Here is a 24,180-nt window from a genome sequence, read left to right as displayed (position 1 = left end):
GGTGCGGTATGAAAAAAAGAAGAAGTAAAAAAGAAAGACAAGAATTATTACAACAAACAATAGAAACGAATCCTTTTATAACGGATGAAGATTTAGCAGAAAAATTTCAAGTGAGCATACAAACTGTTCGTCTTGATCGTATGGAATTATCTATTCCTGAATTAAGAGAACGAATTAAGCATGTGGCTACAAAACAACATGAAGAAGACGTGAAATCTTTACCGTTAGAAGAGGTTGTCGGAGAAATTATCGATATAGAATTAGATAGACATGCGATTTCTATCTTTGAAGTAAAGGTAGAACATGTATTTAAAAGAAATCAAATTGCTCGTGGGCATCATTTGTTTGCGCAAGCAAACTCACTAGCTGTTGCGGTTATTGATGAAGAATTAGCTTTAACTGCAAAGTCCACCATTCGATATATTCGTCCTGTAAAATTAGGAGAGCGTGTTGTTGCAAAAGCACGTGTTGAAGATGTAGAGAATGATAAAGGACGGACGGTTGTCAAAGTGCGTAGCTTTGTTGGAGAAGAACTTGTTTTTACAGGCACTTTTGAAATGTATCGATCTAGTAATTATAGTGAGGAAGGTAACAACTTATGAAAATCGCAATAGATGCAATGGGCGGCGATCATGCACCAAAGGCTGTGGTATTAGGAGCAATGAAAGCTATTAAGGAATACTCAGATTTACATATTACGTTAGTAGGGAAAGAAGAGGGAATTCGTCAATATTTAACGAGTGAAGAGCGAATTACTATACTTCATACGGACGAAAAAATTGAATCGACAGACGAACCAGTAAGAGCGGTTCGTCGAAAAAAACAAGCTTCAATGGTACTAGCGGCGCAGCAAGTAAAAGACGGCGTAGCGGATGCTTGTATATCAGCAGGTAGTACAGGAGCTTTGATGGCAGCTGGATTGTTTATTGTTGGTCGTATGGAAGGAATTGAACGACCAGCTTTATCACCTACAATGCCAACTGTTGATGGAGCAGGTTTTGTTATGTTAGATGTTGGAGCCAACGTTGATGCAAAACCAATTCATTTATATCAATATGCAGTAATGGGCTCTGTTTACGCAGAGAAGGTAAGAGGAATTAAAAATCCACGCGTTGGACTTTTAAACGTTGGAACAGAGGATGGTAAAGGAAACGAGCTTTCAAAACAGGTCTTTGCTATGCTCAAGGATGCACCAATTAATTTCGTTGGAAACGTTGAATCAAGAGATTTATTGCAAGGTGTAGCAGACGTTGTTGTATGTGATGGTTTTACGGGTAATGTAGCGCTAAAATCATTAGAAGGAACAGCGCTTGCGTTATTCTCTATGTTAAAAGAACAATTAATGAGTTCGTTTACGAGCAAATTAGCAGCAGCGGTATTAAAACCAAAACTTATGGTATTGAAAGATAAAATGGATTATTCGGAGTATGGAGGAGCGGCGTTGTTTGGATTGAAAGCTCCTGTCATTAAGGCTCACGGTTCTTCTAATGACCAATCGATATTTAGTGCGATTCGTCAAACGAGAGAAATGGTAGCGAAAGAAGTAATTCCTACAATTTCAAGTGTAATGGAGAAGGAGCCGCTTCAATAAGAGGAGGATTTGAAATGGGAAAACTAGCATTTCTTTTTCCGGGCCAAGGTTCACAGGCAGTTGGAATGGGTAGACAGTTAGCGGAGAATAATAAAGAGGTTGCGAAAGTGTTTGCAAAAGCGGATGAGGTTTTGCATGATTCTCTTTCAGAAGTGATTTTTGAAGGACCGCAGGAAAAGTTGACATTAACGACAAATGCGCAGCCGGCACTATTAACAACGAGCTTTGCAATTTTAACAGCTTTGAAGGAGTATGATATTACACCTGATTTTGTCGCAGGACATAGTTTAGGTGAATATAGCGCTCTTGTAGCTGCTGGTGCATTAACATTCGAAGACGCTGTATATGCTGTAAGGAAACGCGGGGAATATATGGAAGAAGCTGTTCCAGGCGGGGAAGGTGCAATGGCAGCTATTCTAGGTGCAGATCCAGATATGCTGAAACGAGTTACAGAAGAAGTAACAAGTGAAGGATACGCAGTACAAATTGCTAATATGAATAGTACGAAGCAAATTGTTATTTCTGGAACAAAGCAAGGAGTAGAACTTGCTTCTCAAAGAGCGAAAGAAAATGGTGCTAAAAGAGCAATTCCGCTCAAAGTAAGTGGACCTTTTCATTCCTCTCTTATGAAACCAGCTGCTGAGAAATTCCAAAGTGTTTTAAATGAAATTACAATTCAAGACACAAATATTCCTATTATTGCAAATGTTACGGCAGATGTTATTACACGTGGTACAGATATTCAAGAAAAGCTAATTGAACAGCTCTATTCGCCTGTATTATGGTACCCATCTATTGAGTATATGGTGAATCAAGGGGTAGATACATTTATTGAAATCGGACCTGGAAAAGTACTTGCTGGTCTTATGAAGTCGATTGATTCTTCAGTGAAAGCATATGCGATATATGATGAAGAGACATTAAAAGATACCATTTCAAATTTGAGAGGAGAAAGCTGATGTTAAAAGGGAAAGTAGCATTAGTAACTGGTGCTTCACGTGGGATTGGTCGTGCGATTGCCATTGATTTAGCGAAACAAGGGGCAAATGTTGTAGTAAATTATGCTGGTAATGAGCAAAAGGCGAATGAAGTAGTTGATGAAATAAAGAAATTAGGTTCAGATGCCATTGCAGTAAGAGCAGATGTTGCAAATGCTGATGATGTTACTGCAATGGTGAAACAAACTGTAGATACGTTTGGACAAGTTGATATTCTTGTAAATAACGCTGGTGTAACAAAAGATAATTTATTAATGCGTATGAAAGAAGAAGAATGGGATACAGTTATTAATACAAACTTAAAAGGTGTTTTCTTATGTACGAAAGCAGTATCGCGCTATATGATGCGTCAACGTCATGGACGTATTATTAATATCGCTTCTGTTGTTGGTGTAACAGGAAACCCAGGACAAGCAAATTATGTTGCTGCTAAAGCTGGTGTAATTGGATTAACAAAAACATCAGCAAAAGAATTGGCGAGCCGAAATATTACTGTAAATGCAATTGCTCCAGGGTTTATTGCGACTGATATGACGGATGTATTAGATGAAAATATTAAAGCAGAAATGTTAAAATTAATTCCTGCGGCTCAGTTTGGAGAAGCGCAAGATATCGCAAATACTGTAACGTTTTTTGCTTCTGATCAAAGTAAATATGTTACAGGTCAAACGTTAAATGTTGACGGCGGTATGGTAATGTAATAAAAGAATCGATTTCACCTAGTTTTTTTGGACAATATTTTATATAATATTTGAGGGGAGGTGAATAAAATGGCAGATGTTTTAGAGCGTGTAACAAAAATTGTCGTTGATCGTTTAGGAGTAGAAGAAACTGAAGTAGTACCAGCTGCAAGCTTCAAAGAAGATTTAGGCGCAGACTCCCTAGATGTAGTAGAACTTGTAATGCAATTAGAAGATGAATTCGAAATGGAAATTTCTGATGAAGATGCTGAAAAGATTGCTACTGTTGGCGATGCTGTGACTTACATAGAGAGTCATCTATAATGCTTAAGTGAAGTCCCGTTTTTTAACGGGGCTTCTCGGCTTATATCTGGAGGGACCTATGCCGTACCGAAAACATAGAGAAAAAAAATACGAAACAAAATATCGTGAAGCTTTTAAAGTATTTCAAGAAAAGATAGGTATTACGTTTACAGATGAAAAATTATTGATTCAAGCATTTACGCATTCATCGTATGTGAATGAGCATCGAAAAAAACCGCATGAGGACAATGAGCGTCTTGAATTTCTTGGCGATGCTGTATTGGAACTCACTGTATCACAGTATCTGTTTCAAAAATATCCGACAATGAGCGAAGGAGAGTTAACAAAACTACGTGCAGCTATTGTATGTGAGCCATCTCTTGTTCGTTTTGCAAACGAAATGTCATTTGGTAGCCTTGTTTTATTAGGAAAAGGTGAGGAAATGACGGGTGGACGTGAACGACCAGCTTTATTAGCGGATGTCTTTGAAGCGTTTATTGGTGCCCTTTATCTTGATCAAGGGCTAGAAACAGTTTGGGGATACTTAAAAGAAGTTGTATATCCAAAAATTAATGAAGGTGCTTTTTCTCATGTGATGGATTATAAGAGTCAATTGCAAGAATTGATTCAGCGTGATGGTAGTGGCAGTATTGAGTATCAAATTTTGCAAGAAAAAGGACCGGCCCACAACCGAGAATTTGTGTCCCGTGTAACTTTAAATAATGAGTCATTAGGTCTTGGAAGTGGTAAGTCAAAAAAAGAGGCAGAGCAACAAGCTGCTGCAGAAGCATTGAAAAAATTAAAAGAACAATCATAAGGAATCCCCCTTTGAATGAGGGGGATTCCTTATGCATAGAATGAAACTTTCCTTTTATTTATAAATAAAAGGAGTGGGAAATCCGTATAGTAGCTTGTTTTCGTACAGACAACGTTTACAACAACGGAGAATAGGAGGAAGGCCTTTCGTGTTTTTAAAAAGATTAGAAATAGCAGGATTTAAATCTTTTGCTGAGCGTGTATCTGTCGATTTTGTTCCAGGTGTAACTTCTGTAGTAGGACCTAACGGGAGCGGGAAAAGTAATATTACTGATGCAATTCGCTGGGTACTTGGTGAACAATCTGCAAAGTCATTACGCGGTGCAAAGATGGAGGATATTATTTTTGCCGGCAGTGATACGAGAAGAGCGGTTAATGTTGCTGAAGTTACATTAACTTTAAATAATGAAGACCAACGCTTACCAATTGAGTATAACGAGGTATGTGTAACGCGTCGTGTATCTCGTTCGGGTGATAGTGATTTTTATATTAATAAACAATCTTGTAGATTGAAAGATATTATTGATTTATTTATGGACTCTGGTATGGGAAGAGAAGCTTTTTCAATTATTAGCCAGGGGAAAGTCGAAGAGATTTTGAGTAGTAAATCAGAAGAACGTCGTGGTGTATTTGAAGAAGCTGCGGGTGTGCTGAAATACAAACTTCGTAAAAAGAAAGCTGAAGGGAAATTGGCGGAAACACAAGAAAACTTAAATCGTGTACAAGATATTATTCACGAATTAAGTAGTCAAGTAGAACCACTAGAAAGACAAGCTTCTATTGCGAAAGATTATCTTGAGAAAAAAGAAGAATTAGAGAAAGTAGAAGCTGCGCTTATTGTACATGAAATTGAAGAATTACATGAAAAGTGGGAAGCGCTTCGAAATCAATTTGGGCATAATAAAGATGAAGAAGCTAAAATATCGGCGAACTTACAAAAAAGTGAAGAAGAGCTTGAGGAATTACGCGGGCAATTACAAGCCGTTGATGAATCTGTGAATTCCTTACAAGAAGTTCTCCTTCTGTCTAGTAAAGAACTAGAAAAACTAGAAGGGCAACGCGAGCTGTTAAAGGAAAGAAAGCAAAATGCAACGACGCATTGTACGCAGCTTGAAAAGCTAATTGTTGAGTTAACAGAGAAAGCTACAAGTTATGATGACGAAATTGAAACAAGTACAGAAGCGTTAATGCAATTTGTGAATCAAGTAAAAGAATTGGAGAAGAAATTGCATGATAACGAGCAATTACTTGCGACTTTTGCTGAGAATTTAGAGGAACAAATTGAGAATTTAAAAGGTGACTATATTGAACTTTTAAATCAACAAGCAAGTCTTCGTAATGAATTATCTATGATTGAAGAACAATCAAAACAGCAAAACTCTAAAAACGAACGACTTGATGAAGAAAATGAAAAGTATGTACAGATGCGTGTGGGAATTACAGCGAAAAAGGCGAAACTTGTAGAAAGTTATGAGCAAGCGAGAGAGAAAATAGCTGGCATTATTTCTAACATACAGAAGACAGAAACGGCACTTGGGAAATGTAAGTCACAGTATAGTGAAAATGAAACGAAACTGTATCAAGCGTATCAATTTGTGCAACAGGCGCGCTCTCGGAAAGAAATGTTAGAAGAGATGCAAGAGGACTATTCTGGCTTCTATCAAGGGGTACGTGAAGTATTAAAGGCTAGAGAAAATAGGCTACAAGGTATTGAGGGAGCTGTTGCAGAACTTCTGACTGTGCCGAAAGAATATGAAATCGCAATGGAAATCGCCCTTGGGGCAGCGATGCAACATATCGTAGTACAAACAGAAGAACATGCTCGTAATGCAATTGCATTTTTAAAGCAAAATAAACATGGTCGTGCAACGTTTTTACCTCAAGCTGTTATTAAAAGCCGATCGCTATCATTTGATCAATTACGCATTGTGAATCAGCATCCATCGTTTGTCGGTGTAGCGGCAGAACTTGTGCAGTACAATAATAAATATGAGAATGTAGTTTCCAGTTTATTAGGTACTGTTGTTGTTGCGAAAGATTTACGCGGAGCAAATGAGTTAGCGAAACAACTGCAATACCGCTATCGTATTGTAACACTCGAAGGTGACGTAGTGAATCCGGGTGGTTCTATGACGGGTGGAGCTGTAAAACAGGCGAAATCCTCTTTATTGGGACGTCAACGTGAACTTGAAGAGTGGACTAAAAAACTAACTGACATGGAAGAAAAAACAACGAAGCTAGAAAACTTTGTTAAAGCAGTAAAGCAAGAGATTCAAGAAAAAGAAGTGCAAATACGAGAGCTACGCCAAGGTGTAGAGACCGAACGTGTAGATGAACAGAAGCTAAGAGAAGAAATTAATCGTTTAGAATTAGATGAACATCGTATTAATGATCGTTTATCGATTTACGATTTAGAGATTGAAGGATTTTTACAAGATCAAGTAAAAATGCAAGGGCGTAAAGAAGAGTTAGAAAAGATTTTAGCGACTCTTCAAGCGGAGATTGGGGAATTAGATAGCAAAATCGTCGTTTTAACGGAACAAAAAAGTGAACAACATTCTTCAAAAGAAAAAGTTCAGAAGGAAATGACGGAGTTAAAAGTACAAGCTGCTGAACAACAACAACGTTTGTCTAATCAAAAAGAAAAAGTCGAACGATTGACGAAGGAAAAAGAAGAGACTGATGCGACGCTTGTAAAAACGAAGGAAGATTTAGCGTTCTTAAAGCAAGAGATGACATCTAATTCAAGTGGCGAAGAACAAATTACGAATATGATTGAGAAGAAAGCGTATGATCGTAATCAAACTTCGGAGTTAATTCGTTCTCGTCGTGAACAACGCGTATCATTGCAAGAAAGAGTCGAGCATTTAGAGCGCGGTGCGAAAGAAACAATAGGTAAACATAAATATATTCTTGAGATGCTGAAAGAGCAAGAAGTGAAAATTAACCGACTTGATGTAGAGCTGGAAAATAGATTGCAACATTTACGTGAAACATATACTATTTCATTTGAAGCAGCAAAACTTAAGTATACAATGATGATGCCTGCAGAAGATGCACGTAAAAGGGTGAAACTAATTAAGCTATCGATCGAAGAGTTAGGTGCAGTAAATTTAGGGGCAATTGATGAATATGAACGTGTAGCAGAGCGCCATACATTCTTATTAGAGCAAAGAGATGACCTAGAAGAAGCGAAATCGACATTGCATCAACTTATTACGGAAATGGATGAAGAGATGAAAAAACGCTTTTCTACTACGTTCGAAGGGATTCGAACAGAGTTTCAATCTGTATTCTCTGAATTATTCGGGGGCGGTAGAGCGGATTTAGTAATGACAAATCCAGAAGATTTACTAAATACTGGTATTGACATTGTAGCGCAACCACCAGGAAAGAAACTACAAAACTTAGGTTTACTTTCAGGGGGAGAGCGTGCTTTAACAGCAATTGCGCTCTTATTTGGTATTTTAAAAGTACGCCCAGTTCCATTCTGTGTGTTAGATGAAGTAGAAGCAGCTCTTGATGAGGCAAACGTTGCTCGTTTTGCGCAGTATTTAAAGAAATTTAGTGATGAAACACAGTTTATTGTAATTACACACCGAAAAGGTACAATGGAAGAGTCTGATGTATTGTACGGTGTCACAATGCAAGAATCAGGGGTATCGAAGCTTGTTTCTGTTCGTTTAGATGATGGCGAAGAACTTGTTGCAAGTAGATAGGAAGGATGGGAAGTATGAGTTTTTTTAAAAAATTAAAAGAAAAAATTTCAAAACAAACGGATACGGTAACAGAGAAGTTTAAACAAGGATTAGAAAAAACGAGAAATTCATTTGCTGATAAAGTAAATGACTTAGTGTACCGTTACCGTAAAATAGACGAAGATTTCTTTGAGGAATTAGAAGAAATTTTAATTAGTGCGGATGTCGGAGTTTCGACAGTGATGGAACTAATTGATCAGTTGAAAGAAGAAGTGCAACGTCGTAACATTCAAGATCCGAAAGAAGTACAGGCTGTTATTTCTGAAAAGCTAGTGGGAATTTACAAAGGTGACAGCGACTTTAGTAATGAAGTTAATATACAAGAGGATCAATTAACAGTAGTTTTATTTGTTGGTGTTAATGGTGTGGGGAAAACAACGACGATTGGTAAGCTTGCACATAAATTTAAATTAGAAGGTAAGTCTGTCCTATTGGCGGCAGGAGATACATTCCGTGCTGGGGCGATTGAACAATTAGAAGTATGGGGCGATCGTGTTGGTGTAGAAGTAATTAAACAAGAATCAGGATCTGACCCAGCGGCGGTTATGTATGATGCTGTACAAGCGGCAAAGGCCCGTAAAGTGGATGTATTGCTATGTGATACAGCAGGACGCTTACAAAATAAAGTAAACTTAATGAAAGAGTTAGAGAAAGTGAAGCGCGTAATTGAGCGTGAAGTACCAGGAGCTCCTCATGAAGTATTACTAGTTATTGATGCAACGACAGGACAAAATGGTTTAAGCCAAGCGAAAACATTCCGTGAAGCAACAAATGTTACTGGTATTGTTTTAACGAAGTTAGATGGAACTGCTAAAGGTGGTATCGTCTTAGCGATTCGTAACGAAATGGATGTTCCGGTGAAATTTGTTGGGCTAGGAGAGCAAATGGATGATCTGCAGCAGTTTGATCCAGAACAATATGTTTATGGTTTGTTTGCGAACTTAGTAGAAACAGAAGAAGTGTAAGTGAAAGAAGCGGTATTTCCGCTTCTTTTTCTATAAAAATATGTGATGTTAAGAAAAAAACTTGACACTCTTTTGTACTCCATGTAAACTAAATCATGTAAAGGGAAATCACTTAACAAAGGATGATCCAACATGCTCGAGAAAACAACGAGAATGAACTATTTATTTGATTTTTATCAATCGTTGTTAACGCAAAAACAAAGAAGTTATATGTCGCTTTATTATTTAGATGATTTATCTCTTGGTGAAATTGCGGAAGAATTTGATGTAAGTCGCCAAGCCGTGTATGATAACATTAAACGGACTGAAGCGATGCTTGAAGAATATGAAGATAAATTAGTATTACTTCAAAAGTTTCAAGAGCGACAGCGACTTGTTGCAAAGCTAAAACAGCTAATCAGCGAAGAAGAGCATGTGAATGAAGAAATGAAACAAGTTGTTGAAGCTATCGAAAAATTAGATTAGGAGGGCGGCAATATGGCATTTGAAGGATTAGCCGACCGACTTCAACAGACAATGCAAAAAATCCGCGGCAAAGGAAAAGTTTCTGAAGCCGATGTGAAAGAAATGATGAGAGAAGTTCGTCTAGCTCTTTTAGAAGCGGATGTTAACTTTAAAGTAGTAAAAGATTTTATAAAGCGTGTGTCTGAGCGTGCTGTCGGACAAGATGTAATGAAAAGTTTGACACCTGGACAACAAGTAATTAAAATCGTACAGGAAGAACTTACAGAACTTATGGGCGGAGAGCAAAGCAAAATTGCTGTTGCTAATAAGCCACCTACTGTTATAATGATGGTTGGTCTGCAAGGTGCGGGTAAAACAACGACGACAGGTAAGCTTGCGAATTTGCTTCGTAAAAAGCATAATCGTAAACCGATGCTTGTTGCAGCGGATATTTACCGTCCAGCAGCGATTAAACAGCTTGAAACATTAGGGAAGCAATTGGACATGCCTGTTTTCTCTTTAGGAGATCAAGTAAGTCCGGTTGAAATTGCGAAACAAGCGATTGCGAAAGCAAAAGAAGATCATCACGATTATGTTTTAATCGATACAGCGGGTCGCCTGCATATTGATGAAGAACTAATGGATGAATTAGCGAAAGTCAAAGAAGTTGCGAAACCGGATGAAATTTTCCTTGTTGTCGATGCGATGACAGGACAAGACGCGGTAAATGTAGCACAAAGTTTCCATGAACAGTTAGGTTTAACAGGTGTTGTATTAACGAAATTAGATGGTGATACGCGCGGTGGTGCGGCATTATCTATTAAGGCTGTAACAAATACACCAATTAAATTTGCTGGTATGGGTGAAAAACTAGATGCAATTGAAGCGTTCCATCCAGAACGTATGGCATCCCGTATTTTAGGGATGGGTGACGTCTTAACATTAATTGAAAAAGCGCAAGCTACAGTTGATGAAGAGAAAGCAAAAGAACTTGAGCAAAAAATGCGTACGCTTTCGTTTACGCTTGACGATTTCCTAGAACAACTTGGACAAGTGCGTCAACTTGGACCGCTTGACGAATTGTTAGGAATGCTTCCTGGTGCAAATAAAATTAAAGGGCTGAAAAATGCACAAGTTGATGAAAAACAAATTGGGCATATTGAGGCAATTATTCGTTCTATGACTAAAGTAGAACGAGAACAACCGGAAATAATCAATGCTAGTCGTAAAAAGCGCATTGCCAAAGGTAGCGGTACAACGGTACAAGAAATCAATCGTCTAATCAAGCAATTTGATGATATGAAAAAAATGATGAAGACGATGACGGGAATGCAAAAAGGTAAGAAAAAAGGACTAGGTGGATTGAAGTTTCCATTCATGTAAGGAAAAAAGATGGCTCTGTTAAGAAAAAACACTTTACAAAGCAATAGTCTTTTTGCTAATATAATTATCTGTGTGAAATAAATTCGGAGGTGCTTTATAAATGGCAGTTAAAATTCGTTTAAAACGTATGGGAGCTAAAAAAACTCCTTTCTATCGTGTAGTTGTTGCAGATTCTCGTTCTCCTCGTGACGGACGTTTCATTGAGGAAATCGGTACTTACAATCCGGTTGCTCAACCAGCGGAAGTTAAGATCAACGAAGAAGCAGCATTAAAATGGTTAGGAAATGGTGCTAAACCATCTGATACAGTTCGTAACCTTTTCTCTAACCAAGGTATCATGGAGAAATTCCACTTATCTAAACAAGGTAAGTAATTGAGGCAATGACAATGAAAATGTTAGTCGAGACAATTGTTAAACCTCTTGTGGATCATCCTGGAGATGTAAAAGTTACACAGGAACTTTGCAACGGAGAAATAAAGTATCGATTAACTGTACATCCTGAGGATGTTGGAAAAGTCATTGGAAAGCAAGGGAAAGTTGCGAAAGCGATTCGAATGCTCTTGTATTCAGTGGGACATCATAATGATGAGAACGTCACACTGGAAATTCAATAAACGTAAAAAGGGCGAGGAGTTATTTCCTCTCCCTTTTTTAACATTTAAAGAGAAATTGCATGTTCCATATATGAAATGGAAATGCTTAATTTATATAGAAACCAGGGGTGACATACTATTTATGACAAAATGGTTTAACGTAGGAAAAATTGTAAATACTCATGGCGTAAAAGGAGAAATTCGTGTTATTTCTCGTACTGATTTTCCAGAAGAGCGATATAAAGTAGGGAACACGTTATACATATGGGATGAGAAAGGTACAGACTATCTTACAGTGAAGGTAACTGCTCATCGTCAACATAAGACATTTGATTTATTAACATTTGAAGGATACAACAATGTAGATGAAGCAGAGAAGTTTAAAGGTTCTTTAATAAAAGTACCAGAAGAGCAGTTAGGCGAACTAGCTGAAGGTGAATACTACTACCATGAAATTATTGGTTGCAACGTTGTAACGGAAGAAGGAGAAGCGTTAGGGACAATCAAAGAGATTCTATCTCCTGGTGCGAATGACGTTTGGGTGATTAAACGTCCAAAGGGTCAAGATCTGTTAATTCCTTATATTGATGACGTTGTACTTCAAGTTAACATTGAAAATAAATTAGTAACCATTCATGTAATGGAAGGGCTACTATAATGAAAATTGACATTTTAACATTGTTTCCAGATATGTTTACGGGAGTATTTGGGTCTTCAATTTTAAAGAAAGCACAAGAAAAAGAAGCGGTAGAGCTTCGTGTTGTCAATTTCCGTGAGTATACAACTAGTAAGCATAATAGTGTAGATGATTATCCGTATGGTGGGGGCGCTGGTATGGTATTAACCCCGCAGCCTATCTTTGACGCAGTAGAAGAGTTAACGAAGGAAACAGACCGTAAGCCGAGAATCGTCTTAATGTGTCCACAAGGAGAGCGTTTCACGCAGAAGAAGGCAGAAGAGCTTGCTGGAGAAGAGCATGTTATTTTTGTATGTGGCCATTATGAAGGATACGATGAACGAATTCGTGAGCATCTTGTAACAGATGAGATTTCTATTGGGGATTACGTATTAACGGGTGGAGAATTGGCTTCTATGGTAGTCACTGACAGTGTTGTACGTCTTTTGCCAGGAGTGCTTGGGAATCAAACGTCACAAGTGGAAGACTCTTTTAGCACAGGTTTGTTAGAGCACCCACATTATACACGTCCTGCTGATTTTCGTGGTATGAAGGTACCGGATGTACTAATGTCAGGAAATCATAAAAACATTGATGAATGGCGCCATAAAGAGTCACTACGTCGTACGTACACACGTAGACCGGATTTACTGGAAGAACGAGAATTATCCAAGCAAGAAGAGAAATGGCTGGAACAGATTAAAGAAGACCGATAAGGGCTTGATATATTTTCTATTGCAACAGTCCTAGCAATATGCTATTATAACATTTGTGCTACTGAAATCAGTAGCCGTATTAACGATGTTCCGCTGTAATTTAATAAGACTTTATAAGAGCATCTGTTTAAAGGAGAGAATTTAATATGCAACAATTAATCACAGAAATCACAAAAGGCCAATTAAAAACTGACCTTCCTTCATTCCGTCCTGGAGACACTTTACGTGTACACGTAAAAGTAGTTGAGGGAACTCGTGAAAGAATTCAGCTTTTCGAAGGTGTTGTAATTAAACGTCGTGGTGGCGGAATCAGTGAAACATTCACAGTTCGTAAGATTTCTTACGGTGTAGGTGTTGAGCGTACATTCCCAGTTCACACGCCAAGAATCGCGAACATCGAAGTACTTCGCCGTGGTAAAGTACGTCGTGCTAAGTTATACTACTTACGTAACCTTCGCGGTAAAAAAGCACGTATTAAAGAAATTCGATAAGACATGTATGGGAGCTTGTAAATACACAAGCTCCCTTTTTCCAATCTATATGAAATTTTGGTATAATACGAGCAGCTTACATAACTGTGGAGGGGAAAGCATGAAGAAAGAGAAGAGCTCACTTTGGGAATGGATCAAAGCAATTTTGATTGCTGTTGTATTAGCGGGCGTAATTAGACAGTTTTTCTTTGCCCCAATTCTCGTAGATGGTGTATCGATGTCGCCGACTTTACATGACCGTGATCGAATGATTGTTAATAAAATTGGCTATCACATAGGTGATCCGAAACGCTTTGATATTATTGTATTCCGAGCGACGGAAGAAAAAGATTATATTAAGCGTATTATTGGCCTGCCAGGCGACGAAATCGAATACCGTAATGATAAACTATATGTTAACGGGAAACCTTATGAGGAGCCGTATTTAGATAAGCAGAAAAAACAACTTGCTGACGGACCGCTTACATATGATTTTACTCTTGAAGAAATGACAGGAAAGAAAACTGTTCCAGAAGGTCAATTATTTGTTTTAGGCGATAATCGTCGTTTTAGTAAAGATAGCCGTTCGATTGGTACAATTTCAATGGACCAAGTGATTGGTAAAGCAAATATGCTATATTGGCCGTTAAAAGATGCACGTATTGTGAAATAAAAGAAAAAGAAGGTGGCAACATGGTAATCCAATGGTTCCCTGGACATATGGCAAAGGCTAGACGCCAAGTAACAGAAAAATTAAAGTTAATTGATGTTGTAATTGAGCTTGTAGATGCTCGATTACCTTTATCTTCTCGTAATCCAATGATTGATGAAATTATTACGCATAAACCAAGGCTTGTTGTTTTAAATAAAGCCGATATGGCGGATGATCGTCTTACAAAGCAGTGGATTGCATATTTTGATGAAAGAGGTCAAAAGGCAATTTCAATTAATGCACAAGCTGGACAAGGTATGAAAGAAATTGCAGCAGCTTGTAAAGTACTTGTCAAAGAAAAATTCGATAAAATGGTTGCTAAAGGCATTAGACCAAGAGCAATTCGTGCTTTAATTGTAGGTATTCCAAACGTTGGTAAATCTACACTGATTAATAAATTAGCGAAGAAGAATATAGCAAAAACAGGAGATCGTCCTGGTGTGACAACGGCCCAGCAGTGGATTAAAGTTGGGAAAGAAATGGAATTATTAGATACACCAGGTATTTTGTGGCCTAAATTTGAAGATGAATTAGTTGGTCTTCGTTTAGCGACGACGGGTGCAATTAAAGATTCTATATTAAATTTACAGGATGTAGCTATTTATGCGTTACGCTTTATGGAAAAACATTATCCAGAACGTTTAAAAGAGCGATATAATTTAAATGACATTCCAGAAGAAATTGTGGAGTTATTTGATGCAATTGGAAAAAACAGAGGTTGCTTAATGGGCGGCGGAATGATTGATTATGATAAAACATCTGAGCTTATACTTCGTGAGCTTCGTGGTGGAAGATTTGGGAAAATGACATTTGAAACACCAGAAGAGTTTGCAGAGCAGGTAGAAGATGTGGAAAAAGTAGAAGAAGTATAAGACGTGCGTTTGTACGTCTTTTCTTTTTGGTTACGTTTAAAAGGAGTGTAAATGAATGCAAAAAATGACTATTCAAGAAGCGGAATGTTTGCTGCAAGAAATTATGAGTGAAGAAGACGAGCATTTTCAAATGTTAGTGAAAGATGAGCGAAAAGGTGTTCAAAAACTAATTTTGAAGTGGTATAAACAAAAAGAGTTAGCACAAAAAGAAAGAGAAAAATTTCTAGAAATGTCAAAGTACGAAAATGAGTTACGTGAAAAAGGGCTCACGTACATTGCTGGCATTGATGAAGTGGGCCGTGGGCCGTTAGCAGGACCTGTTGTGACGGCGGCTGTCGTCCTTCCAGAAGATTTTTATATTCCAGGATTAAATGACTCGAAAAAATTAAGTGAAGCGAAACGTGAGCGTTTTTATGATGAAATTAAAGAGCATGCAATTGCGATTGGAGTGGGAATTGTATCACCACAAGTTATTGATGAAATAAATATTTATCAAGCGACGAAGCAAGCGATGTTAGATGCCGTTGCTAATTTATCATGTACACCAGAATATCTATTAATCGATGCGATGAAGCTTCCTACATCAATTCCGCAAACATCAATCATTAAAGGTGATGCGAAAAGTGTCTCTATTTCAGCTGCGTCTATTATTGCGAAAGTCACGAGAGATCGCATGATGAAAGAGTTAGGAGGAAAGTATCCTGCATATGGATTTGAACAACACATGGGATATGGGACGAAACAGCATTTAGAAGCGATTGAAGTACATGGAGTATTAGAGGAACATCGAAAATCATTCGCGCCAATTAAAGATATGATTCAAAAATAAGCTGTATATTCACAGCTTATTTTTTATTTTGGTATATAAACATTATTATTTTCGAAAAAGAATAAAGCGATTTCAGTTTTCTGACACTTTATTGTAGACAGCGTGCCAATCATCTTATACAATGGCAATGTAATGTTTTTTAAACATTAAAAAACTTTTCGAGTAAAACAGGAAAACAGGGGAGGATGGGACCATGAATATCCATGAGTACCAAGGTAAGGCAGTCCTTAGAAGCTATGGGGTTAGCGTTCCGAACGGGAAGGTTGCATTTACAGTAGAAGAAGCTGTAGAAGCAGCGAAAGAATTAGGAACGGAAGTATGTGTAGTTAAAGCGCAAATTCACGCTGGTGGACGCGGCAAAGCTGGCGGTGTAAAAGTTGCGAAAAATTTAGAAGAAGTTCGTACATATGCAGAAAGCATTTTAGGAACTACACTTGTGACGCATCAAACAGGTCCTGAAGGTAAGGAAGTAAAACGCTTACTTATCGAAGAAGGTTGCGATATTAAAAAAGAATATTATGTAGGTCTTGTATTAGATCGTGCAACTTCTCAAGTTGTTTTAATGGCATCTGAAGAAGGTGGAACAGAAATTGAAGAAGTAGCAGAAAAAACGCCTGAAAAAATCTTTAAAGAATATATTGATCCAGCAGTAGGTTTACAAGGTTTCCAAGCGCGTCGAATCGCGTTTAACATCAATATTCCAAAAGAACTTGTAGGACAAGCTGTGAAGTTTATGATGGGCTTATACAGTGCGTTTATCGAAAAAGATTGCTCTATCGCTGAGATTAATCCACTTGTTACAACAGGTGACGGTAAAGTTATGGCGTTAGATGCAAAATTAAACTTTGATTCTAATGCGTTATATCGCAATAAAGATATTTTAGAACTTCGTGACCTTGAAGAAGAAGATTCAAAAGAAATTGAAGCTTCTAAATATGACTTAAACTACATTCCTTTAGATGGAAATATCGGTTGTATGGTTAATGGTGCAGGTTTAGCAATGGCTACAATGGATATCATTAAACATTACCATGGTGACCCAGCTAACTTCTTAGATGTTGGTGGCGGCGCAACAGCTGAAAAAGTTACAGAAGCATTCAAAATTATCCTTTCTGACAAAAATGTAAAAGGTATCTTCGTTAACATTTTTGGTGGCATTATGAAGTGTGATGTTATCGCAGAAGGTGTTATTGAAGCAACGAAGCAGGTAGGTCTTGAGTTGCCTCTAGTTGTACGTCTTGAAGGTACAAACGTAGAGTTAGGAAAGAAAATTTTAAATGAGTCTGGTTTAAATATTGTTGCAGCAGAATCTATGGCAGACGGTGCACAAAAAATTGTTTCACTAGTGGGCTAATAGAAAGCGGGGGAGAAAAATGAGCGTATTAGTTAATAAAGATACAAAAGTTATTGTTCAAGGTATTACAGGTTCTCAAGGGTTATTTCATACAAAGCAAATGATTGAATACGGTACGAAAATTGTAGGTGGTGTAACACCAGGTAAAGGTGGCACTGATATTGAAGGCGTACCAGTATTTGATACAGTAGAAGATGCTGTGAAAGCAACAGGCGCAAACGCTTCAGTTGTATACGTTCCACCCGCTTTTGCGGCTGATGCAATTATGGAAGCTGTTGATGCAAAGATTGATTTAGTAGTATGTATTACTGAAGGAATCCCTGTATTAGATATGGTAAACGTTAAGAGATATATGGCGGGTAAACATACACGTTTACTTGGACCAAACTGCCCTGGTGTTATTACACCTGACGAATGTAAAATTGGTATTATGCCAGGATATATTCACAAAAAAGGTCATGTTGGTATCGTATCTCGCTCTGGTACATTAACGTATGAAGCTGTACATCAGTTAACACAAGAAGGTATTGGCCAATCTACTGCTGTAGGTATCGGCGGAGACCCTGTTAATGGTACGGACTTTATTGATGCGTTAAAAGCATTTAATGAAGATGAAGAAACGCATGCTGTAATTATGATTGGTGAAATCGGCGGTACGGCAGAAGAAGAGGCAGCTGAGTGGGTACAAGCTAATATGACAAAACCAGTTGTAGGCTTCATTGGCGGTCAAACTGCGCCTGAAGGCAAACGTATGGGTCATGCTGGGGCGATTATTTCTGGCGGCAAAGGAACTGCTGCTGAAAAGATTAAAACAATGGAAGCTTGTGGTATTAAAGTAGCGGAAACACCAGCTGTTATGGGTGAAACATTAATCTCTGTTTTAAAAGAAAAGGGATTATTTGAGACTTGCAAAAACTACTAATCTTTTTGAAAGACACCTTCTTATTAGAGGGTGTCTTTTTACACATTTTTTGTTTACATAATAAAAATTATGGGTAAGGAGAATTGAGATGAAAAGAGAACGTTTATTGCACCTTCATTACATGTTGGCGGATCATTGGAAGGCGATGGAGAGACTACTATATGTTGATCCAGAACTGAAGGGAGTATACACTTTTAGTCCGAAACAATTTGAATATTACGCTGGAATATCCCCGGAAAAATCTTCAGAACTAGTAAATTTCCTTCAGACTTCAAATCTAAAGCAATATGTATCCTATTTAGAAAAAAATCGAATATTTTATATAACCATATGGGATGAGGATTATCCGCAACTATTGCAGGAAATACAAGATCCCCCTTTTGTTTTATACGGAAAAGGAGAGAGAGATTTTCTTGGCAAGATAAATAAATTAGCAATTGTTGGAACGAGAGAACCGTCTTTATATGGAAAGGAGAGTGTGAAGTTTATTTTACAACCTTTACTTGAAAAAGAATGGCTTATTGTTAGTGGGTTTGCAAGAGGGATAGATACAATTGCTCATGAAGTTACAGTAAGGCAGCATTGCCCGACTATTGCAATATTAGGACATGGATTATCTTATATGTATCCAAAGGAGAATAGCGGTTTATATGACAAGTGGAAAGATTATATATTGTTATTGACAGAGTATCCACCGCATTATGTGCCGAAAAAATGGTATTTCCCAAAAAGAAATCGAATTATTAGCGGTATAAGTAAAGGTGTTTTAGTTGTAGAAGCAAAAACGAGAAGTGGATCCCTTATTACTGCAGACCTTGCGTTAGAACAAAATAGAGAGGTGTTTGCGCTTCCTGGACCTATATTTATAGAGAGTGCAACGGGAACGAATCATCTAATTCAACAAGGCGCAAAGCTAGTAAGAAATGCGGAGGATATCCTTGAAGAAATTTTAAATTAACCATATATTTTTATGTTTTTATTAAACAATTATTGACAAATGGTAGATTGTCGCTGTATGGTATATTCATTCTTGATTGACAAAAACAAGAGAAATCAATAAGATTGATGAAGACTTGAATCCACCTCTTAAGGAGGCACTAGCATGTCAGATTACCTCGTAATCGTGGAGTCGCCTTCTAAGGCGAAGACCATTGAAAAATATTTAGGGAAAAAATACAAAGTCGTCGCGTCCATGGGACATGTCCGCGATTTACCTAAAAGCCAAATGGGGATAGAAGTAAAGAATAACTTCACCCCGAAGTATATTACCATTCGTGGTAAGGGTCCCGTTTTAAAAGATTTAAAATCAGCGGCAAAAAAAGCAAAGAAAGTCTATCTCGCGGCCGATCCGGATCGTGAAGGAGAAGCAATTGCTTGGCATTTAGCAAATACGTTAAATGTGGACGTTGAATCAGATTGCCGAGTTGTATTTAATGAGATTACAAAAGATGCAATAAAAGAATCATTTAAATATCCTCGTGCAATTAATATGGATTTAGTAGATGCACAACAGGCAAGGCGTATACTCGATCGTCTTGTTGGCTACAATATTAGTCCTTTATTATGGAAGAAAGTAAAAAAAGGATTAAGTGCAGGACGCGTACAATCTGTAGCAGTTCGTTTAATCATCGAACGTGAAAGAGAAATTCAAAGTTTTGAACCTGAAGAATTCTGGACAATTAAAACAGAATTTGTGAAAGGGAAAGACACATTTGAAGCAAGCTTTTACGGCGTAGATGGTGAAAAAGTTCAATTAACGAACGAAGCACAAGTGAACGAAATAATCGAAAAGATGAAAGACAATGCGTTTTCGGTTGAAAATGTAACGCGAAAAGAGCGAAAGCGTAACCCTGCATTACCGTTTACAACATCTTCCTTGCAACAAGAGGCAGCGCGTAAGTTAAATATGCGAGCAAAGAAAACAATGATGCTTGCACAGCAGCTGTATGAAGGGATGGATCTTGGAAAACAAGGGACTGTAGGTCTTATTACGTATATGAGAACTGATTCAACACGTATCTCAGAAACAGCTCAAACAGAGGCTCGTGATTACATTACTGAGGCGTTTGGTGCGGAATACATAGGAACAGAGAAGAAGAAAGAAACGAAAAAGTCGAAAGCACAAGATGCGCATGAGGCGATTCGTCCTACTTCGGTAATGAGAAAGCCAGAGGAACTAAAAAGTTTCTTAAGTCGTGATCAACTCCGTTTGTATAAACTGATTTGGGAGCGATTTGTTGCAAGTCAAATGGCATCTGCTATAATGGATACTGTTACAGCGAAACTCATTAATAACAATGTTCAGTTCCGTGCAAGTGGATCAGTTGTAAAGTTCCCAGGATTTATGAAAGTGTACGTAGAGTCGAAAGATGATGGTGCGGAAGAAAAGGATAAGATGTTGCCACCTTTAGAAGTAGGTGAAACTGTATTTTCAAAAGATATAGAACCGAAGCAACATTACACACAGCCTCCGCCGCGTTATACAGAGGCTCGTCTAGTGAGAACACTTGAAGAGCTTGGAATTGGGAGACCGTCTACTTATGTACCGACACTTGAAACAATCCAAAAACGAGGATACGTTGCTTTAGATAATAAACGCTTCGTTCCGACTGAGCTTGGTGGAATAGTAATCGAACTTATTTTAGAGTTTTTCCCAGAAATTATTAACATTGAATTTACTGCCAATATGGAGCAAAGCCTTGATGAAGTAGAAGAAGGAAATGCAAATTGGGTGAAAATTGTTGATGATTTCTACGTAGGATTTGAACCGCGCTTAGAAAAAGCGGAAAAAGAAATGCGTGAAGTGGAAATTAAAGATGAACCAGCTGGGGAAGACTGTGAATTATGTAGTCACCCGATGGTCTTTAAAATGGGTAAATATGGGAAGTTTATGGCTTGTTCGAATTTCCCGGAATGTCGTAATACAAAACCGATTGTAAAAGAAATCGGTGTTACTTGTCCGAAGTGTGATAAAGGGCAAATTATTGAACGCCGTAGTAATAAAAAGAAACGCCTTTTCTATGGATGCGGTACGTATCCAGAATGTGACTTTGTATCTTGGGATAAGCCGATTGGTCGTAAATGTCCGAAGTGTGAAGGTATGCTCGTAGAGAAAAAGTTGAAAAAAGGCGTGCAAGTACAATGTGTTTCGTGTGATTATGAAGAAGAACAACAAATGTGAGCGTAACTGCTCACATTTTTTTCGGGAAGAAAAGGAAAGGTGATATATATGACAACACAGGTAGTAAACGTCATTGGCGCAGGTCTTGCAGGAAGCGAAGCAGCTTACCAAATTGCAAAGCGTGGTGTCCAAGTAAAATTATATGAAATGAGACCAGTAAGGCAAACACCAGCTCATCATACAGATAAATTTGCTGAATTAGTATGTAGTAACTCACTTCGCGCAAACACATTAACAAATGCTGTCGGTGTTATTAAAGAAGAAATGCGCCTAATGGATTCTGTCATTATTCGTGCAGCTGATGAGTGCTCTGTACCAGCAGGAGGTGCTTTAGCTGTAGATCGTCATGAATTCGCGGCGAAAGTGACTGAATATGTGAAAAATCATCCGAACGTAACTGTAATGAATGAGGAAATCACTGAAATTCCAGAGGGGCCAACTGTTATTGCGACAGGTCCACTTACGTCTCCGGATCTTTCTGCACAATTAAAAAAACTAACAGGTGAAGATTATTTTTATTTCTATGATGCTGCAGCACCAATCGTTGAGAAAGACAGCATTGACATGAATAAAGTATATTTAAAATCTCGTTATGATAAAGGTGAAGCGGCATATTTAAACTGTCCAATGACAGAAGAAGAGTTTGATCGCTTTTATGAGGCTTTAATTGCTGCTGAGACAGTGCCTTTAAAAGAATTTGAAAAAGAAATTTTCTTTGAAGGTTGTATGCCAGTAGAAGTTATGGCAAGTAGAGGAAGACAGACGTTAGTATTTGGACCGATGAAGCCTGTTGGGTTAGAAGATCCGAAAACAGGGAAAACACCGTATGCGGTTGTTCAGTTACGTCAAGATGATGCAGCAGGAACATTATACAATATTGTAGGCTTCCAAACACATTTAAAGTGGGGGCCACAAAAAGAAGTGTTACAGCTAATTCCAGGACTAGAAAACGCAGAGATTGTACGTTATGGTGTAATGCATCGTAATACGTTTATTAATTCGCCTAATCTGCTTCGTCCAACATATCAATATAAACAACGTGATGATTTATTCTTCGCTGGTCAAATGACTGGGGTAGAGGGTTATGTTGAATCAGCAGCATCAGGATTATTAGCGGGTATTAACGCTGCTAGACTTGTACAAGGTGAAGAGCCAGTTGTATTACCACCTGTAACTGCAATGGGAAGTATGGCAAATTATATTACTGCGACAAATGCGAAAAACTTCCAGCCAATGAATGCAAACTTCGGTTTATTTACACCGTTAGAGAAGAAAATTAAAAAGAAACAAGAGCGAAATGAAGCATATGCTACACGCGCTTTGGAAACAATTCAAAATTTTGTAAATATTTAATTAAATTTCTTGCAAAGGCTACTAAGTTGTGATACGATTTAGTAGCCTTTATTGAGGTGAGTTATATGGATGTGAATGTGAAGAAATTGTTACAATTATTCGTTGGATATTTACAAATTGAAAGAAATTATTCAAAATATACAATTGCAAGTTATCAAAATGATTTAGAACATTTTGTGCAATTTATGGAGCGAGAAGGCATATCCTCTTTTTTAGATGTTACATACGCGGATGTTCGTTTATACTTGACGACGTTGCACGATCAGAAGTTAGCCCGTAAATCTGTCGCAAGGAAAGTATCAAGCTTACGAAGTTTATATCGTTTTTTGATGCGTGAAGGTTATCAAAAAGATAATCCGTTTGCACTTGCGTCACTTCCCAAGAAAGAATTGTCAATCCCAAAGTTTTTATATGCTGAAGAGTTAGAGGAATTGTTTGAAGTTTCTGATACAGGGGCGCCATTAGGTCAAAGAAATCAAGCTTTATTAGAGTTGATGTATGCAACTGGGATTCGTGTAAGCGAATGCGTTAATTTGCAACTTACCGACATTGACTTTGCAGTGGGAACAATTTTAGTGATGGGAAAAGGGAAAAAACAAAGATATATTCCGTTCGGAAGCTATGCACAAGATGCTTTAATTACTTATATAGAGAACGGGAGAAAACAGTTAGCTCAAAAGACTGAAGAACAATCTCATATGGTATTTTTAAATGCGAAAGGTAAGCCGTTAACTGATCAGGGTGTACGTTATGTTTTGAACGAACTCATTAAGAAAGCTTCACTTACAATGCGGATAAGTCCCCATATGTTAAGGCATACATTTGCTACACATATGTTGGATGAAGGAGCGGATTTACGTACTGTGCAGGAGCTATTAGGTCATGAGAATTTGTCAACGACACAAATTTATACGCATGTCTCTAAAGAAAGATTGCGTTCTGTGTACATGAAGCATCACCCGCGGGCATAAATTGCTTTTAAAGCCATAAAAACATATAAAGGAGTTTTTTCTATGGGAAATTTCCACGCTACAACGATATTTGCAGTTCATCATAATGGAGAATGTGCAATGGCTGGAGATGGTCAGGTAACGATGGGGAATGCTGTTGTAATGAAACATACAGCTCGCAAAGTTCGCAAACTTTTCCAAGGGAAAGTTTTAGCTGGTTTTGCAGGATCAGTTGCTGATGCATTTACTCTTTTTGAAATGTTTGAAGGGAAATTAGAAGAGTATAATGGCAACTTGCAGCGCGCTGCAGTTGAGATGGCGAAACAATGGCGTGGTGATAAAATGCTACGTCAGCTAGAAGCAATGCTCATTGTCATGGATAAAACAACGATGCTCCTTGTTTCAGGTACAGGAGAAGTGATTGAACCAGATGATGGTATTTTAGCAATTGGTTCAGGCGGACATTATGCACTTGCTGCTGGTCGTGCTTTAAAGCAACATGCAAGTGAACATTTAACAGCGAAACAAATTGCGAAGGCCAGTTTAGAAATTGCAGGCGATATTTGTGTTTATACGAACCATAACATAATTGTTGAAGAATTGTAGAATCGTA

At 37.9% G+C, this 24,180-nt stretch carries 25 protein-coding genes; all 25 read left to right on the top strand.

What is annotated here, in order from left to right; all coding sequences use genetic code 11:
• Positions 1-8: 8 nt before the first annotated feature.
• The 25 genes from fapR to hslV all read left to right on the top strand — a co-directional run bounded on the left by fapR (position 9) and on the right by hslV (position 24,173).
• The gene (gene fapR, locus V7038_RS07845) at positions 9-602 is read left to right on the top strand and encodes a transcription factor FapR (protein ID WP_000747352.1); all 594 of its coding nucleotides are present in this window, start codon (positions 9-11) and stop codon (positions 600-602) included.
• Positions 599-1,591, top strand: a complete 993-nt coding sequence (gene plsX / locus V7038_RS07840) for a phosphate acyltransferase PlsX (RefSeq protein ID WP_335469771.1) — start codon at positions 599-601, stop codon at positions 1,589-1,591. Before fapR ends, plsX begins: the two co-directional genes overlap by 4 nt.
• A 14-nt stretch (positions 1,592-1,605) precedes the next feature.
• Complete coding sequence (gene fabD, locus V7038_RS07835; RefSeq protein WP_002111389.1) at positions 1,606-2,550, top strand: ACP S-malonyltransferase; 945 nt, start codon at positions 1,606-1,608, stop codon at positions 2,548-2,550.
• Positions 2,550-3,290 carry a 3-oxoacyl-[acyl-carrier-protein] reductase gene (gene fabG / locus V7038_RS07830; protein WP_002014514.1) on the top strand — a complete coding sequence of 247 codons (741 nt, stop codon included), beginning with the start codon at positions 2,550-2,552 and terminating at the stop codon, positions 3,288-3,290. Before fabD ends, fabG begins: the two co-directional genes overlap by 1 nt.
• A gap of 69 nt (positions 3,291-3,359) precedes the next feature.
• Complete coding sequence (acpP, locus tag V7038_RS07825) at positions 3,360-3,593, top strand: acyl carrier protein (RefSeq protein ID WP_002014515.1); 234 nt, start codon at positions 3,360-3,362, stop codon at positions 3,591-3,593.
• Positions 3,594-3,651: 58 nt separating this feature from the next.
• Positions 3,652-4,389, top strand: coding sequence for a ribonuclease III (gene rncS, locus V7038_RS07820; protein WP_002111387.1), 738 nt, complete (start codon positions 3,652-3,654; stop codon positions 4,387-4,389).
• Between the two features lie 148 nt (positions 4,390-4,537).
• The gene (gene smc, locus V7038_RS07815) at positions 4,538-8,107 is read left to right on the top strand and encodes a chromosome segregation protein SMC (protein WP_002111386.1); all 3,570 of its coding nucleotides are present in this window, start codon (positions 4,538-4,540) and stop codon (positions 8,105-8,107) included.
• Positions 8,108-8,121: 14 nt separating this feature from the next.
• Positions 8,122-9,111, top strand: a complete 990-nt coding sequence (gene ftsY / locus V7038_RS07810; RefSeq protein WP_002111384.1) for a signal recognition particle-docking protein FtsY — start codon at positions 8,122-8,124, stop codon at positions 9,109-9,111.
• A gap of 132 nt (positions 9,112-9,243) precedes the next feature.
• Positions 9,244-9,576, top strand: a complete 333-nt coding sequence (locus tag V7038_RS07805; RefSeq protein ID WP_000891061.1) for a putative DNA-binding protein — start codon at positions 9,244-9,246, stop codon at positions 9,574-9,576.
• A gap of 12 nt (positions 9,577-9,588) precedes the next feature.
• Positions 9,589-10,938, top strand: coding sequence for a signal recognition particle protein (gene ffh, locus V7038_RS07800; RefSeq protein ID WP_002111383.1), 1,350 nt, complete (start codon positions 9,589-9,591; stop codon positions 10,936-10,938).
• Between the two features lie 100 nt (positions 10,939-11,038).
• Positions 11,039-11,311, top strand: a complete 273-nt coding sequence (rpsP, locus tag V7038_RS07795; protein WP_000268750.1) for a 30S ribosomal protein S16 — start codon at positions 11,039-11,041, stop codon at positions 11,309-11,311.
• Between the two features lie 14 nt (positions 11,312-11,325).
• Positions 11,326-11,553 (top strand): KH domain-containing protein, encoded by a 228-nt coding sequence (locus V7038_RS07790; protein WP_002088196.1) that lies wholly within the window; start codon positions 11,326-11,328, stop codon positions 11,551-11,553.
• Between the two features lie 121 nt (positions 11,554-11,674).
• Entirely contained in the window at positions 11,675-12,190 is a 516-nt protein-coding gene (gene rimM, locus V7038_RS07785; protein WP_033710827.1) for a ribosome maturation factor RimM, read from the top strand.
• Positions 12,190-12,924, top strand: a complete 735-nt coding sequence (trmD, locus tag V7038_RS07780) for a tRNA (guanosine(37)-N1)-methyltransferase TrmD (RefSeq protein WP_002014522.1) — start codon at positions 12,190-12,192, stop codon at positions 12,922-12,924. Before rimM ends, trmD begins: the two co-directional genes overlap by 1 nt.
• 146 nt (positions 12,925-13,070) lie before the next feature.
• Complete coding sequence (rplS, locus tag V7038_RS07775; protein WP_002014524.1) at positions 13,071-13,415, top strand: 50S ribosomal protein L19; 345 nt, start codon at positions 13,071-13,073, stop codon at positions 13,413-13,415.
• Positions 13,416-13,515: 100 nt separating this feature from the next.
• A complete protein-coding gene (gene lepB, locus V7038_RS07770) occupies positions 13,516-14,067 on the top strand; it encodes a signal peptidase I (RefSeq protein WP_002066791.1) in 552 nt (183 codons plus the stop codon).
• 20 nt (positions 14,068-14,087) lie between these two features.
• On the top strand, positions 14,088-14,978 hold the full coding sequence (gene ylqF / locus V7038_RS07765) for a ribosome biogenesis GTPase YlqF (protein WP_002088188.1): 891 nt from the start codon (positions 14,088-14,090) through the stop codon (positions 14,976-14,978).
• Between the two features lie 55 nt (positions 14,979-15,033).
• On the top strand, positions 15,034-15,807 hold the full coding sequence (locus tag V7038_RS07760; protein ID WP_002146092.1) for a ribonuclease HII: 774 nt from the start codon (positions 15,034-15,036) through the stop codon (positions 15,805-15,807).
• A 193-nt stretch (positions 15,808-16,000) separates the two neighbouring features.
• Complete coding sequence (gene sucC / locus V7038_RS07755; protein ID WP_002014529.1) at positions 16,001-17,161, top strand: ADP-forming succinate--CoA ligase subunit beta; 1,161 nt, start codon at positions 16,001-16,003, stop codon at positions 17,159-17,161.
• Between the two features lie 19 nt (positions 17,162-17,180).
• The gene (gene sucD / locus V7038_RS07750) at positions 17,181-18,083 is read left to right on the top strand and encodes a succinate--CoA ligase subunit alpha (protein ID WP_000115186.1); all 903 of its coding nucleotides are present in this window, start codon (positions 17,181-17,183) and stop codon (positions 18,081-18,083) included.
• Positions 18,084-18,171: 88 nt separating this feature from the next.
• Positions 18,172-19,041, top strand: coding sequence for a DNA-processing protein DprA (gene dprA, locus V7038_RS07745; RefSeq protein WP_070128967.1), 870 nt, complete (start codon positions 18,172-18,174; stop codon positions 19,039-19,041).
• Positions 19,042-19,185: 144 nt separating this feature from the next.
• Positions 19,186-21,264: a type I DNA topoisomerase gene (gene topA / locus V7038_RS07740; RefSeq protein ID WP_002111378.1), complete on the top strand. Its 2,079-nt coding sequence runs from the start codon at positions 19,186-19,188 to the stop codon at positions 21,262-21,264.
• A 48-nt stretch (positions 21,265-21,312) separates the two neighbouring features.
• Positions 21,313-22,617: an FADH(2)-oxidizing methylenetetrahydrofolate--tRNA-(uracil(54)-C(5))-methyltransferase TrmFO gene (trmFO, locus tag V7038_RS07735; protein WP_002066796.1), complete on the top strand. Its 1,305-nt coding sequence runs from the start codon at positions 21,313-21,315 to the stop codon at positions 22,615-22,617.
• 71 nt (positions 22,618-22,688) lie between these two features.
• Complete coding sequence (gene xerC / locus V7038_RS07730) at positions 22,689-23,588, top strand: tyrosine recombinase XerC (protein ID WP_078175468.1); 900 nt, start codon at positions 22,689-22,691, stop codon at positions 23,586-23,588.
• A 42-nt stretch (positions 23,589-23,630) separates the two neighbouring features.
• Positions 23,631-24,173: an ATP-dependent protease proteolytic subunit HslV gene (gene hslV, locus V7038_RS07725; protein ID WP_002014538.1), complete on the top strand. Its 543-nt coding sequence runs from the start codon at positions 23,631-23,633 to the stop codon at positions 24,171-24,173.
• Positions 24,174-24,180 lie beyond the last annotated feature (7 nt).

It is taken from the genome of Bacillus sp. JJ783 (assembly GCF_036963225.1).
GTDB lineage: Bacteria > Bacillota > Bacilli > Bacillales > Bacillaceae_G > Bacillus_A > Bacillus_A cereus_U.
The sequence above is the reverse complement of the archived record's forward strand: the minus strand, read 5'-3'. Positions and strand labels throughout refer to the sequence as shown.